Source organism: Runella sp. R5_40 (assembly GCF_057652295.1).
On the sequence record NZ_JBYFCH010000001.1, the window covers coordinates 76,087 to 90,765 of the forward strand.

Sequence of the window (14,679 nt, forward strand, 5' to 3'; positions counted from 1 at the left end):
TCAAAATTACAAAAAATATGAAACGTTCTCAATCTTCCTCTCTCTTGCAAGGAGGAATGGCTAAAACCGCTCTGATAGAATCCTTTATCAAACTTAACCCTACTGTGATGTTTCGGAATCCCGTCATGTTTGCAGTAGAGTTAGGAACGGTGGTGATGTTTTTTGTTTGCCTCCAAGTAGCCTTCGGAGGCGATACCACCCAAGGTAGTCTGACGTACAACTTCCTGGTGTTTGTCATCTTATTGCTTACCCTTCTTTTTGCCAATTTCGCCGAAGCTTTGGCCGAAGCCCGTGGAAAAGCCCAAGCCGATAGCCTCCGCAAAACCCGCGAAGAAACGCCTGCGAAAGTCATTCGTCCTGTAGGAAATATGAAGGTCAATGAACTACAAATCATCCCTTCTTCACAGCTGAACAAAGGTGATATTTTTGTCTGCGAAGCAGGCGATATCATTCCTTCTGACGGCGAGATTATCGAAGGACTCGCAACCATCGATGAATCGGCCATCACGGGCGAGTCGGCTCCTGTTATTCGGGAAGCAGGTGGCGATAAATCGTCGGTGACGGGTGGGACAAAAGTTCTTTCCGACCAAATCAAGGTCAAAGTCACCACCCAACCAGGCGAAAGCTTTTTGGACAAAATGATTGCGTTGGTGGAGGGAGCGTCCCGTCAAAAAACGCCCAATGAAATTGCGCTTACGATTCTTTTGGCAGGCTTCACGCTCATTTTTGTGATTGTGTGTGTCACCCTCAAACCTTTTGCGGATTACGCCAATACACCCATTCCCATCTCGGCTTTTATTTCGTTGTTTGTCTGCCTGATTCCCACTACAATCGGCGGTTTGCTCTCCGCGATTGGCATTGCAGGAATGGATCGCGCCCTCCGCGCTAATGTCATTACCAAATCGGGAAAAGCCGTTGAAACGGCTGGCGACGTGGATACGCTCTTATTGGACAAAACAGGAACCATCACCATTGGCAACCGTAAGGCCACCCATTTTTGGCCAACCACAGGCATTCAAAGTGAACATTTTGTCACGTCTGCTCTTTATGCCTCTCAGTCCGACGACACTCCTGAAGGTAAATCCATTGTTGAGTTGGCTGGCCCGCGCGGCGTACCGTCCCTAACCCAGCGCGGGGCTACGGGGGAATTTATCCCGTTTACGGCCGAAACTCGTTGTTCGGGGGTAAACTTGCCTAACGGTGTTCGTATTCGGAAAGGTGCGCAGGATGCCATTCGCCGATTGGTAGAACAAGCTGGCAATACTTTTCCTGAAGATACGGCAGCGAAGGTTCGCGAAATTGCATCCAACGGAGGAACTCCGCTGGTGGTTTCCGAAAACGAGCGCGTGCTAGGCGTCATTGAGCTGCAAGATGTGATTAAACCTGGCATTCAAGAGCGTTTTGAACGATTGCGCAAAATGGGGGTAAAAACCGTGATGGTAACGGGCGACAACCCGCTTACGGCCAAGTACATTGCGCAAGTCGCAGGGGTAGATGATTTTATTGCCGAAGCAAAACCCGAAGATAAGATGAACTACATCCGCGCCGAGCAAGCCAACGGCAAACTGGTAGCCATGATGGGCGACGGTACCAACGATGCACCCGCCCTTGCTCAAGCCGACGTAGGTGTAGCCATGAACAGCGGCACCCAAGCCGCCAAAGAAGCAGGAAATATGGTGGATTTGGACAATGACCCAACGAAACTCATTGAAATTGTGGAGATTGGCAAACAACTCTTGATGACGCGCGGCACACTCACTACGTTCTCCATCGCCAACGACGTCGCCAAGTACTTTGCCATCGTGCCTGCCTTGTTTATGACGTCCATTCCTGCCTTGCAATCGCTCAACATCATGCACCTCAGTAGTCCTGAAAGTGCCATTTTATCGGCGGTTATTTTCAACGCAATCATCATCCCAATGCTTATTCCGTTGGCATTGAAAGGGGTAGCTTACAAGCCGATTGGGGCAAGCGCGCTACTTCGTCGAAACCTGCTAGTTTACGGTTTGGGAGGGCTTATTATTCCTTTTATCGGCATCAAACTCATTGATTTATTGGTGGGGAGTATATTCTAGTCTCAGGAAATGGGTTATTTTCTTAAATCTTTCGGCGTTGCCTTTGCCCAAAAATACTTGCCATCTTTAGGCATATCCCACACACTTGTAATCTCTCTTAAAAGCGGCATTTCTGACTCAAAATTCTTACGAAGACGTGTTTTTATACCTAGACGAAACTTTCGATTGGCTTGCTGTTTTCCAATTTTGTCGCTATTTGCACAATGACCAAAAATAGGTACTTTCTTTTTAGAACGACTCATAACAAAGATTTTTTTCAAAAATACAAAAATGAAAACACACATTGTTCCTGCTCTTCTGATGACCCTCACCACCTTTGTGCTTTTGGTCGTTATTTATCCTTTACTCGTTTGGGGAGCTGCGTTGGTAGCTCCTGCCCAAGGCCGTGGCGAGACAATTTCTGCCAGCGGTCGGGTGGTTGGTTTTGCCAAAGTAGGTCAAAAATTCACTCATGATGCCTATTTTTGGTCGCGTCCTTCGGCGGTTGAGTACAATGCCGCTGGCTCGGGAGGCTCCAACAAAGGTCCTTCCAATCCCGAATACCTTGCACAAGTGCAGGCACGTATCGATACATTTTTAGTACACAACCCTGCTGTCAAAAAGGCTAACATTCCTGCTGAATTGGTTACCGCTTCGGGCAGCGGGCTTGACCCTCATTTGTCGCCCCAAGCAGCCTATGTTCAAGTACCTCGTATTGCTAACATCCGTCATTTATCAGAAACTCAAGTAAAAGACCTTGTTCAGACCCATACCGAATCCCCTTGGCTAGGATTGTTTGGCCCCGACAAAGTCAATATTTTAGCACTTAATATCGCATTAGACCAATTGAAATAGGTCATTTTTCCAAAAATCAAGATGAAATCGTTCTTAATTGCTCTCCTCGCAGGCTTACCCCTATTTTCTCTTTTTGCGCAACATGACTCTACGTCCAAACTTAGCATAAGTGGCTACGTAGAAGCCTATTACAGTTATGACTTCAATCAGCCTGTCCGCAATGAACGTCCATCGTTTATCTATAGTCACAACCGTCACAATGAGTTTAACATCAATTTAGGTTTTGTAAAAGCGGCTTATACGTCGCAACAATTGCGCGCAAACCTGGCACTCATGGCAGGGACATATTCCAACGCTAACTTAGCGGCCGAACCTGCCACTTTACGCAACATTTACGAAGCCAATGTGGGGATTAAGCTTTCCAAAAACCGACAACTTTGGCTCGATATGGGCGTATTTTCATCGCACATCGGTTTTGAAAGTGCCGTTTCGAAAGATTGTTGGGCTCTAACCCGCAGCCTCATGGCCGACAATACGCCTTACTACGAAACAGGGGCAAAAATTGGCTACACTTCCCCCAATGAAAAATGGTTGGTGTCAGGATTAATTCTCAACGGATGGCAACAAATACGTCGCCCCGACGGCAGTACACGCCTAGCCATAGGCACGCAAGTAACGTTCAAACCCACCGCAAACGTCACGCTCAACTCTAGTACTTTTTTGGGAGGTCGCCCCGATGATTCTAACCGAAACCGTTTCTTTCATAATTTTTACGGGATTGTTCAGTTAACTCCCCAATGGGGCATTATCGCAGACATTGATTACGGGATGGAACAACGGCAAACGGGTTCCTCACAGTACGACCCATGGAGTAGTTGGGCGGTTGTTCTCAAATACCAAGCACACCCCAAATGGGTCATCGCGGGAAGAATCGAAAACTACACCGATAAAACGGGGGTCGTTATTGCGACAGGAACACCTAATGGGTTTGTCACTAATGGTTTTTCGTGCAACCTTGACTTTGTACCACTTCCCAACGTTGCGTGGCGGATAGAAGCTAGAAACCTACAAAGTAAAGATGCGATTTTTGAAAAACGCGGAACGACCACTCGTCAAAATTTTACATTGACCACCTCTATAGCCCTTTCCTTTTAACCTTATGCCCGCTCAACCACCCGAACCCAACGCAGCGTATTTCCTCGACCTGATTCAAAAATCAAAGCGGGGTAAGTTCAAAGTGTATATTGGCATGAGTGCGGGCGTAGGCAAAACCTACCGCATGTTGCAAGAAGCACACACGCTTTTGCGGCACGGCGTCAATGTTAAAATCGGATTTATCGAAACCCACCGCCGCGCCGAAACCCACGCGTTGCTAGAAGGGCTGCCGATGGTTCCGCACCGTACCGTTTTTTACCGTGGAAAAGAATTAGAAGAAATGGACGTGCAGGCCATTCTTAACCTGCATCCCGAAGTGGTAGTGGTGGATGAGTTGGCACATACCAATATTCAAGGGTCAAAAAATGAAAAGCGCTGGCAAGACGTACTCGATATTCTCAACGCGGGCATTAATGTTATCTCGGCGGTTAATATTCAGCATTTAGAAAGTCTCAACGAAGAGGTGTTTAACATTACGGGCATTGAAGTAAAAGAGACCGTGCCCGACAGCCTTTTGCAGCAGGCCAACGAAGTCGTAAACATTGACCTCACCGCCGATGAACTTATCACTCGGCTCAAAGAAGGCAAAATCTACGACAAATCGAAGGTAGAGACGGCGCTAAACCACTTTTTTCAGGCCGAAAAAATCTTGCAGTTGCGCGAATTGGCCCTCAAAGAAGTAGCCTCCCAAGTGGAGCGAAAAGTGGAAACGGAAGTCGTTCAAAAAGTGGGGCTTCGTTCCGAACGATTTCTGGCCTGCATCAGTTCTAACCACGAAATTGCCCGCAAGATTTTACGCAAAACAGCCCGTTTGGCCAGTTATTACCAAGGGAAATGGTGCGTTCTTTACGTGCAAACCTCCAAAGAAGATGCCGATAAAATTGGGTTAGCAGCGCAACGGCACCTGATAAATAATTTTAAATTAGCCACCGAACTAGGCGGCGAAGTCGTACGTATAAAAAGCGACGACGTAGTGCAAGCTATTTTTGACATGGCCCAAAAACAAAACAGCACGAACATTTGCATCGGCAAACCACACGAAGGTTTTTGGAGAAGCGTAACGGGAAACTCGCTCTTTCATAAATTGCTCCAAAAAGTAGCCGACAAAGACATTGACTTAATTGTTATCAGCTAAAAGGTCAGACGACAGTCAGACCGAAATCGCAAAAAAGGTCAGACGATAGTCAGACCGAAATCGCAAAAAAGGTCAGACGGTAGTCAGACCGAAATCGCAAAAAAGGTCAGACGGTAGTCAGACCGAAACCGTTGGTCTGACTACCGTCTGACCCTAATAGAACCCTCTCCATGAAACTCAAAGTAAAATTACGCCTAGCACTTGGCTTTTTATTCGTCGTGATACTTCTCCTTGGCGGGTTAGGCGCTTGGTATCTGCAAAAACTTTCCCAAGAAGCCCAAGGGATTTTAAAAGACAATTATATTTCGCTTGAGTACGCTCGCGCGATGCGTGGAATCATCGACGAAAACAACTGGAAATCCGAAGATTTTCAATCGTTTAATGAAGCCCTCCTTCAACAAGAACGCAACATTACAGAGCTCGGGGAAGGAGAAAGCACTCGACAAGTTCGCAACCATTTTAATGCGTTTCGGACTACCCGAGACAGCAGCCGCATTGGACTTATCAACAAACAGCTGAATACGATTGTTCAACTCAACATGCAATCCATTTTTCAAAAAAACGAACAGGTCAAAAAAATGGCTGACGAAATCTATTCCTACTTGGTTTTCATCGCCACGTTTTGTGCACTCATTGCCTTTTCGTTTATTATTAACTTCCCTCGGTACATTTCTGACCCAATACAGCAGCTTACCGAAGGTTTACGCGAAATTACCCGCAAAAATTACGAACCTCGCCTAGGTGTAGAACGCAACGATGAACTAGGCGAAATGGCCAAAGCGTTCAATCAAATGGCGCAAAAGCTCGATGAATACGAACACAGCAGTTTGGCGAGGGTTTTGTTTGAAAAACGCCGTACCGAAACCATCATCAACCAAATGAACGACGCCATCATCGGGCTTGATGAGCACAATCATTTGTTGTTTATCAACTCAGTCGCAGCCACCATGCTCGGGCTTGATGCCGTTCAAATTGTAGGAAGATACGCCCCCGATATTGCCCTCAAAAATGACTTGCTTCGTAGCCTTCTCAACAACGAACCGACGGCCAAACCACTCAAGATTTTCGCCAATGAACGCGAAAGCTACTTTTCAAAAGAAACGTTGGAGGTCACCAATGAAGAAAAACGTTTGGGTAAAGTCATCGTTCTCAAAAACATTACGCCTTTTCATGACCTCGACCAAGCCAAAACCAATTTTATTGCCACCATTTCGCACGAGCTTAAAACGCCCATTGCTAGTATAAAAATGAGCTTAAAATTGCTCGAAAACGACCGCATTGGCAACCTTAACGACGAACAAAAACTACTTGTCACCCAGATTCAAGAAGACAGCCAACGATTACTCAAGATTACGGGCGAATTGCTGGATTTATCGCAGGTAGAGACGGGCAATCTTCAACTCAATTTTAGGAGCGTTTCACCCACCGAAATCGTGACTCCCGCCGTGGAAGCCCTTCAGTTTTTTGCTTCCCAAAAACAAATCGACATTCAAGTACACATACCATCGACGCTACCTTTGGTTCAAGCCGATTCGGACAAAACCACTTGGGTATTGTTAAACTTTCTTTCCAACGCCATCCGTCACAGCCCCGAAAAATCAATCATTGAAGTAGAAGTAAAACCCAGTTCAAAAACTAATTGCATTGAATTTTCGGTCAAAGACTTGGGTAAAGGCATCGACCCCAAATACCAACAACGGGTCTTTGAACGCTATTTTCAAGTGCCCTCCAACGGCCAAAGCAAAGCAGGTACGGGGCTCGGGTTGGCCATTTCGAAAGAGTTTATCGAAGCCCAAAAAGGAAACATTGGGGTCGAAAGTGAAATTGGTCTGGGAAGCCGCTTTTGGTTTCAATTGCCTGTGGCATAAATCCGCCGAATAGCCACCAAATGCGCCCAAAGTACCACAGGAACTACAAACCCTGGCAACCAAATGAACGTTGATTTGAATACCCCCACATTGGGCTGAGCAAAGTTTAATTGCTGAAATGGTAACGGGGCCGACAGAAGCGCCATGCCTACAATGTTTACTAGCAAGCCCAACGCCACTAGGTTCCATGCCAACACAACCCACCGAGACAATGTGCCACGTTGAAGATACCATACGAGTAGTGGTGCAGTAATCCCCGCCAAAATATCCCAATTATAACCTTCAAACGTCATCATTTGTGGGATTTGATGTTCCAAAAACAAATACCAAAGTGATACCTCAACCGCCACTCGAACGGTATGCAGCCAAGTCAACGGTTTCAGCGGAAGTTGGTCAAGAAAATACCGCCCTTGGCGGGTTAAAAACAAGGAGGCAACGAATGCCATTGGCGGGACTAAGACCACCAAAAAGCGCGGAGGCTTGGCATCCAACTGAGTAAAAAAGGGGGTTTGAGCAAGCCCCCAAAGCATACCTAACCACGCCAAGCCAACCCCCAAAAAGTAGGAGGCAATACGCCGTGAAACGGTGCGCAACAAGCGCCAAAGAAACCATCCAAAACAGATAACTACACTCCCAAAGGCCCAAGAAAGCCCATCAGAAATGGGAATAGGAAGAAAATCAAGATTAGCCTGCATTATTCAACGGTCAAAGTTTGGGCGTTATTACCCAGCCAAAGTAACCGTAGTTTTTGGCGAAGTGTAGAGCAGATTTATCCTTTAAAAAACGAATGGTAGCGATTTTGGGGATGAATGGTCAGGTGGAAGTCGCTTTTTCTAGCCATTTTTTAAACTCACCACTTCGATAGCGACTCACCACCACCTCTTCGGTGGCATCCACTTGTCGCAATGCAGGTACTAATGAAATTATTAGCTTTCGATTGGCTTCCTCCTTTACCGCTTTTATGGCATTGACATAAACTACGAATTGGCGACTAATGACAAAAAAACACGAATAAACGCCCAATTCCTCGGACAATGTTATCAAAGAGGCATAACTTGTTGTGTGTTTGCTGCCATCCGCTTTCACTAATAAAATCACCCCGCCTGAAGAATAAAAATAGGCTATTTCTGCGGGTTGTACCATCAACTGCCCGTAAGGCGTCGCTACTCGAATCAACGATTTTTGCGATGCCACAGGTAGTTTTTCGGGGGAAGAATTCGTTTTTTGCCAATAAATCGTTTGGAGTAAATAAAGCGAGATATAAGCCCCGTTCACAACAATTGCAATGGTAAAACAAACGATTACCCCCGTAAACAGCAACGCAAATGCAGGCCAATGCCCCACATACACCCGCTGAGCCAGTGGAAAAACAAGCAGAAACGTCAGCAATGTTGCCCCCCCATTAAAAGCTAATTGCCGAGCAATTCGCTTCAATGGGTTGATATAAAATGGAAGAGATGCATCTAACCACCAATACAAACGTAGATTTATTTCCCAACATGACAGCATCACCGTAGCAACTGTCAGGAAATAAGGCCATGGAAAAGCATAATCTTCTTGCCAGGGGAAGCGCTTGGTAAATACCACATGAGATGCCACAAAAGCAGCAATAGGCACAAAAATACCCCTTGCCATCCAGTCTTGCCACCTCGATACTACCTTTCTGCTCACAAATCAAAGCTTAAACGGTCTTGTGGGTACATCATCGTGGTCTTCATAAACCAACTCCATGGTATTACGAACAGCGTCCAAAATTTGGATTAGGTTCAGACTATCCCTCAATGTCCACCAATCACTTTCTTTTCTTCCTTCCCTCAAACAAATATTTACTTCTTCTATTCCGTATTGGTAGCCCCACGTCGGACGATCAAAAGTGAAGCGCTCGGTCGTTCCATCTTGGTACTTGACCGTAAATGCCTTGCTTTCGTGCCAACGAGGTTCAATAAAAATCATGCCTTTCTCACCATAAATAACCGCATCAGAAGTAGTTTCAGCCCTAAAAGTACAGCTCAAAAAAGCAAAACTACCATCGCGATAGGTCAATGTCATTCCAGTGGACTCATCCACTTTTGTTTCGGCAAACGTACAATGCGACGCAATTTCGTAAGGCATCCCAAAAACTAAGTATGCCAAAAATACAGGATAAATACCAATGTCAAGCAGTGCTCCTCCACCAAGGTCTTTGTTGTAGGCACGTTGCGTCAAATCTTGGTTTGCCCGAAAACCAAAATCCGCTTTTAAGCCCATCACTTTCCCAATGGCCCCCGACTCAATGATTTCGAGCATTTTATGGGTCCATGGCAAAAAGCGCGTCCAAAAGGCTTCCATCAAAAAAGTATTTCTCATTCGCGCCGATTCCACCATCGTCTCCACCTGCAACCTATTCATCGCAAACGGCTTTTCGCACAGTACAGGAATATTTGCGCTTAGACAAAGTAGCGTATGTTCAAAATGAAATACGTGCGGCGACGCAATATAAACCACATCTAACTCAGGGCAAGCCACTATTTCGTCGTAGCTACCATAGGCATATTTAGCTCCGTATTCATTGGCAAATGTTTCCGCCCGTCCTTTGTCGCGCGATGCAACCGCCATCAGAACCGCTCCTTCGACATGCTTTAAATCTTGAGCAAATTTATGAGCAATCCGCCCAGGCCCGATTATTCCCCAACGTATCATAACCTTTCTTTTAGTCTGTTTTTGTTAATCTTTTCGTATAGATACGCAAAAAAAGGCATTTCGATGCTTGTAAAATCACATTTTGCTCAGTTTTTATATTGAAATATCCTTTTAACGTAACAAAATGACTGGTACGGAGGATGCTACCTATGAATATCTGCTGAATTATTTAACTTTGGTTTTTCAACTAACCTTTACCCAACTATGCCCAAACCGAAGATTGGCGGCTACCGAGCAGGTAGTGTCCCTGACAATACCACGTATCGAAAAGTGGCTAAAAAACAATCCCTTCCTCCCAAAGTTGACCTACGAAATTTCCTAACTTCTATCGAATACCAAGTAGGAAACAGCTGCGTGGCCAATGCCTTTGCGGGCGCCTACGAGTACCTCGCCAAAAGAACGCTCGGTGAAGCAGGCGATGTAAGTAGGCTTTTTATTTATTACAATGCCCGCTCCGTGGAAGGAATGGAAAGCGAAGACGAAGGTACCACCATGACAGCAGCAATTGAAGCCCTAAAAGAATACGGAGCTTGCTCCGAAGACTACTGGGCAAACGACGAAGAAATGATTCTCGAAGAACCCGATGAAGACTCTTACAACCAAGCGAGTTTGTTTAAAGTAGTGGAGGAAGAATACCTCGAAACCGACCTCGAACTGTGGAAACAAACCCTCGCCCAAGGCTATCCCATTGCTTTTGCCCTCAATACTTTTAACTCATTTGACTCCGCCACGACCAACAAAGGCCGAGTGCCCCTGCCTCGTGCGCGCGAAACCGAACGCGAAACGCACGGCTGGCACGCTATGTTGTGCGTGGGCTATTCAGACCCTGACCAGCGATTTATTGTCCGCAACTCATGGGGTGAAGAGTGGGGAGACAGCGGCTACTGCTACATTCCTTACGACTACATCATCCACCAAGATTTGAATGCCCATGATTCTTGGATTATCAAAGCAGTCGAAAACTTAGACTTCAGCGAAGACATTGCCTCTGATGACGAAGAATCGTATTTTGCAGAAGAGGGTTTAACGTACTTGGAAGAATTTTGGGTCGAATTAGAATCTTCCGACGACGTAGAAGACTTTGCGTCTGCGCTCGAAGAGCTTTGCCTCGAATACGTAGAATCGGAAGAAGATTTCTATTTTGAATACGAAGAAACTGAAGAAGACGACTGTATTTACATTGAAATGTCTAGCTTCGAAATCCTCACCGAAGATTACGAATCGTTTTTAGAAGCCCTCGACGAGCTTTGCCTCGAATACGCCCTCGATGAAAATTATAGCTATGAGGTGACGGAATAACTTCTACCCTTCTCGCCGTTTCTTGTACACTTTGGCAAACATAAACAGCAGTACGCCAAAGGCCAAAACGCCGCCAAAAGCGTACAGGAAATTGAGCGTGTCGCGCAAAACCGCCAACAACGCAATACTCACCAAAAAGAGCGTAGGAAGCTCGTTAAGAAGCCTAAATTGGAAGGAATCAAACGGATTTTTACCTTGTTCCAACTGCACAATAATACGTTTGCACCAAAGGTGATAAACCGTTAGTAAAATCAAAATGGCCAACTTAACGTGAAACCAACCCATTTGCCAATAGCCTGGATTGAGTAAGGTCATCGTGAGGCCGCACGTCCATGTAAGCATCATGGCGGGGTTGCAGATGATTTTATACGCCCGCCATTCCATAAGGTTAAACTGCGCTTTAAACGCTTCTCGAAGCTCAGGAGTAGGCTTTTGTTCGGCTTCTACGTGATACACAAACATTCGTACCAAGTAAAACAAGCCCGCAAACCACGCAACTGCCCCCACAATGTGGAAAGCTTTAAAATAAAAAAGTGCCATGTATGATGCTGTTACCCTACAATAAGTTTCTGTCCTTTACGAACAGTATTGCCTTTTAAGCGGTTGATTTTTTTCAAGCGACTGATATTGATTCCATAACGTTCGGCAATGGTCGAAAGCGTGTCGCCTGGCTGAACGCGGTGATAACGAATCTTAATTTTCGTCTTTGTATCCGATGCCAACTGCGCTGGCGCACTGGCGTTTTTGGCGGTCTCTTTGAAGACAACCAATCGCTTACCACGCATGATACTATTGCCTCGCAAATGGTTCCAGCGTTTTAGGTCGTACGTATCTACCCCATAACGGCTTGCTATTTTCCCGAGTGTCTCCCCTCGACGCACCGTGTGGTACATTTTCCGCGTCTGGCGCGTAATGATGGTTTCTGGATCTTCATTTTCGTCGCCCGCCGCAACCAATCCACCTACTTTTTTGATAGCGCCAGCACTATCGGTCGTTTCCTCCCCGTTCGTTGCCAATAACATACGGCTTTGGAAGGGTGATTTCGTTGCTGAATCCCAAATCGCTAAGCGATTTTCTTGAAAAAAGTCAAAATTATGACTCGGAACACGGAGCACGTATTCTTTGGTCGTCGCGGGGAGTTCGGTGTTGATAACTTGTGGATTAAGTTTATAAAACTCATCCAACGAAATATTGCTTAGTTTGGCAAACGTATGCAAATTGACATATCCCGACACTTGAATCGTGTCAAAAAGCATGGGATAATCGGGGGTTTCTGCAAAAATACCGTGGTCGGCGTGGTAGTGCATCAAATAGGTCATGGCCACAAATTGAGGCACATAATGGCGCGTTTGTTTGGGCAAGAAATTATAGATTCCCCAGAAAGTACTTGAACCTGAGCGGCGCATCGCCCTTTTTACATTGCCTGGCCCTACGTTATAAGCGGCCAAAGCCATTTCCCAATCACCAAAAGCACGGTGAAGACGTTTCAAATACACACAAGCGGCTTCGGTTGATTTTACGGGATCAAAACGCTCGTCGATGTAGTCGTTTTGCTTCATCCCATACTCACGACCCGTTGCAGGCATAAATTGCCACAACCCTCCTGCTCCTGCGTACGAAATAATGCGCGGGTTTAGCCCCGATTCAATCAGTGACAAAAACTTCAACTCACGCGGCATTCCGTGTTTTTCAAGCATCTGCTCGTACAACGGAAAGTACAAGTGCATTTGCTCTAACATTCGCTTCACAAAGCTCGGCTTGCGGTAGATAAAATACTCCACAAACTGATGCGTTACCTTATGATAACGGAGTGGAATGATGTTTTCCAACTTAGCAAGACGTTCGCGTACAAGCGCTTCAGACACCGTTGAGTCGGCCATTGCTTCTACTTGAATTTGTTCTTCCACTACGTTGGTGTCAGTCTCTACTTCTTGTGCACAGGCACCCACGCTTGTTCCAAGCCAACACATCCCCGCTACCAATCCCATGCCCACAATTCGCTTCAATTCCATCATCGTTCCGTTGTTTTCTCGTTAGGTTTTACATCTTTTTTGTTCGTTTTTCAATGGCTATTTTATCGCTTATGTTGAGTATTAGGCCAAAGAACTTGCTGGTTCTTTGGCTACTATGTATTTTGAAAAAGCCAGCAAGTCAGCTTCTCCGAAGGGTTTTCCTAGTACTTGAAGCCCCATGGGAAGGCCCTGCGCGTCGGTTCCTGCAGGAATCGAAATGGCAGGATACCCAATCACGTTTGCCTGTACCGTAAAAATATCGGCCAAGTACATCTGTAACGGATCTTCGGTTTTGTCTCCAATCGGGAAGGCCGTTGTTGGCGTAGTTGGCATTATTAAAAAGTCATATTTCTTAAAAAGCTCATCGGTCTGATTTTTTACCAAACGACGTACTTTTTGAGCTTTGGTATAATACGCATCATAATAACTCGCACTGAGCACAAACGTACCAAGCATGATGCGTTTTTTTACTTCCTTACCAAAACCCTCACTGCGCGATTTTTTGTAAAGTTCCATCAAATCCACGGGACTCGCCGTACGGTGACCGTAGCGCACGCCGTCAAAACGAGATAAATTAGAACTCGCTTCTGCCGTGGTAAGAATGTAGTAGGTAGGCAAAATATACGAAAGTAGCGCAAAATCTATCGGCTCTACTTCATGCCCTTGCTCACGTAACCAGTCAAGTTTTGCTTGCATGGCTTGGCGAATTTCGGGTTGTAATGCCTCGCTTTCTACGCCTTCTCGCAAATACGCTACTTTTTGTTTTTGAACCGTCGTTTTGGCTACCGCTTGCGTAAATGAAGGCACAGGCTGCTGAGATACCGTACTATCAAAATCATCCGCTCCAGCCATGATTTCTAGCAAAAGAGCAGCATCATCTATACTTTTGGTGATTGGCCCTATGCAATCAAACGACGAGCCGTAGGCAATCAGCCCCCAACGCGATACACGTCCATAGGTAGGTTTTAGGCCAACAAGCCCGCAAAAAGCCGCAGGCTGACGCACCGAACCACCCGTATCTGAGCCTAATGATGCCAAGCACATGTCTGCTTGGACTGCCACTGCCGAGCCTCCCGACGAACCTCCAGGAACGCGGGATGTATCCGCAGCGTTGCGCACCACCCCAAACGCACAGCTTTCGTTGGAAGAACCCATCGCAAATTCATCGCAGTTTTGACGGCCAATGATGATTGCATCTTCGGCCAATACCCGCTGCACAGCAGTGGCAGTGAACTGTGACACAAAACCATTTAAAATGGCACTTCCTGCTTGTAATCCGTGATTTTGATAGCAAAGGACATCCTTGATTCCGAGTACCATTCCCGCTAGGCGTCCTGCCGTTCCTGCCGCAATTTTTTGGTCAATTTCTTCTGCTCTTTGCGTTGCTTCTTGATCATACACCGCCACAAACGCATTCAAGACTGGATTCTTTTCCTCTATGTTTTTCAAATAATACGCCACTAGCTCACGGCACGATACAACACCCGAACGGAGGTCGGTTTGAATTTCACTAAGAGAGGTATAATGATAGCTCACAATCAATAGATTACCGCCAACGAAATTGGCATTAAATTGGGATTGGTACAAAACAAAAATCGGCAGTAGTCCGAAGGCTACTGCTGATTTTTAGCTAAATTGTCGTAAAAAAGCCTCTTTTCGGCAACATTTCCCCGAAAATTAGC

13 protein-coding genes are annotated in these 14,679 nt (G+C 46.0%); 6 read left to right on the top strand and 7 right to left on the bottom strand.

What is annotated here, in order from left to right; translation table 11 throughout:
- The first annotated feature begins 17 nt into the window (after positions 1 to 17).
- Positions 18 to 2,075: a potassium-transporting ATPase subunit KdpB gene (kdpB, locus tag AC23N5_RS00380; RefSeq protein ID WP_487754086.1), complete on the top strand. Its 2,058-nt coding sequence runs from the start codon at positions 18 to 20 to the stop codon at positions 2,073 to 2,075.
- A gap of 14 nt (positions 2,076 to 2,089) precedes the next feature.
- Here kdpB and AC23N5_RS00385 read toward each other — a convergent pair whose 3' ends face one another.
- Positions 2,090 to 2,317, bottom strand: coding sequence for a hypothetical protein (locus tag AC23N5_RS00385; RefSeq protein ID WP_487754087.1), 228 nt, complete (start codon positions 2,315 to 2,317; stop codon positions 2,090 to 2,092).
- A 28-nt stretch (positions 2,318 to 2,345) separates the two neighbouring features.
- Between AC23N5_RS00385 and AC23N5_RS00390 the strand changes: the two genes are divergently transcribed.
- The 4 genes from AC23N5_RS00390 to AC23N5_RS00405 all read left to right on the top strand — a co-directional run bounded on the left by AC23N5_RS00390 (position 2,346) and on the right by AC23N5_RS00405 (position 7,007).
- Complete coding sequence (locus AC23N5_RS00390) at positions 2,346 to 2,909, top strand: K(+)-transporting ATPase subunit C (RefSeq protein WP_487754088.1); 564 nt, start codon at positions 2,346 to 2,348, stop codon at positions 2,907 to 2,909.
- 21 nt (positions 2,910 to 2,930) lie between these two features.
- Positions 2,931 to 4,004 (top strand): porin, encoded by a 1,074-nt coding sequence (locus AC23N5_RS00395; protein WP_487754089.1) that lies wholly within the window; start codon positions 2,931 to 2,933, stop codon positions 4,002 to 4,004.
- Positions 4,005 to 4,008: 4 nt separating this feature from the next.
- The gene (locus AC23N5_RS00400) at positions 4,009 to 5,139 is read left to right on the top strand and encodes a sensor protein KdpD (protein ID WP_183972025.1); all 1,131 of its coding nucleotides are present in this window, start codon (positions 4,009 to 4,011) and stop codon (positions 5,137 to 5,139) included.
- 170 nt (positions 5,140 to 5,309) lie between these two features.
- The gene (locus AC23N5_RS00405; RefSeq protein WP_487754090.1) at positions 5,310 to 7,007 is read left to right on the top strand and encodes an ATP-binding protein; all 1,698 of its coding nucleotides are present in this window, start codon (positions 5,310 to 5,312) and stop codon (positions 7,005 to 7,007) included.
- On the opposite strand, the gene AC23N5_RS00410 is transcribed toward AC23N5_RS00405, so the two are convergent.
- The 3 genes from AC23N5_RS00410 to AC23N5_RS00420 all read right to left on the bottom strand — a co-directional run bounded on the left by AC23N5_RS00410 (position 6,989) and on the right by AC23N5_RS00420 (position 9,686).
- The gene (locus AC23N5_RS00410; protein ID WP_487754091.1) at positions 6,989 to 7,702 is read right to left on the bottom strand and encodes a hypothetical protein; all 714 of its coding nucleotides are present in this window, start codon (positions 7,700 to 7,702) and stop codon (positions 6,989 to 6,991) included. The two genes, AC23N5_RS00405 and AC23N5_RS00410, sit on opposite strands and share 19 nt — an antisense overlap.
- 118 nt (positions 7,703 to 7,820) lie before the next feature.
- On the bottom strand, positions 7,821 to 8,678 hold the full coding sequence (locus tag AC23N5_RS00415) for a LytTR family transcriptional regulator DNA-binding domain-containing protein (RefSeq protein ID WP_487754092.1): 858 nt from the start codon (positions 8,676 to 8,678) through the stop codon (positions 7,821 to 7,823).
- Positions 8,679 to 8,681: 3 nt separating this feature from the next.
- The gene (locus AC23N5_RS00420; RefSeq protein ID WP_487754093.1) at positions 8,682 to 9,686 is read right to left on the bottom strand and encodes a Gfo/Idh/MocA family protein; all 1,005 of its coding nucleotides are present in this window, start codon (positions 9,684 to 9,686) and stop codon (positions 8,682 to 8,684) included.
- A 204-nt stretch (positions 9,687 to 9,890) separates the two neighbouring features.
- Between AC23N5_RS00420 and AC23N5_RS00425 the strand changes: the two genes are divergently transcribed.
- Entirely contained in the window at positions 9,891 to 10,985 is a 1,095-nt protein-coding gene (locus AC23N5_RS00425) for a C1 family peptidase (protein WP_487754094.1), read from the top strand.
- Between the two features lie 3 nt (positions 10,986 to 10,988).
- Here AC23N5_RS00425 and hemJ read toward each other — a convergent pair whose 3' ends face one another.
- The 3 genes from hemJ to gatA form a co-directional block, all read right to left on the bottom strand.
- Positions 10,989 to 11,525, bottom strand: a complete 537-nt coding sequence (gene hemJ, locus AC23N5_RS00430; protein ID WP_487754095.1) for a protoporphyrinogen oxidase HemJ — start codon at positions 11,523 to 11,525, stop codon at positions 10,989 to 10,991.
- A gap of 11 nt (positions 11,526 to 11,536) precedes the next feature.
- Positions 11,537 to 13,000, bottom strand: a complete 1,464-nt coding sequence (locus AC23N5_RS00435) for a lytic transglycosylase domain-containing protein (protein ID WP_487754096.1) — start codon at positions 12,998 to 13,000, stop codon at positions 11,537 to 11,539.
- Positions 13,001 to 13,078: 78 nt separating this feature from the next.
- Entirely contained in the window at positions 13,079 to 14,533 is a 1,455-nt protein-coding gene (gene gatA / locus AC23N5_RS00440) for an Asp-tRNA(Asn)/Glu-tRNA(Gln) amidotransferase subunit GatA (RefSeq protein WP_487754665.1), read from the bottom strand.
- Between the last annotated feature and the right edge of the window lie 146 nt (positions 14,534 to 14,679).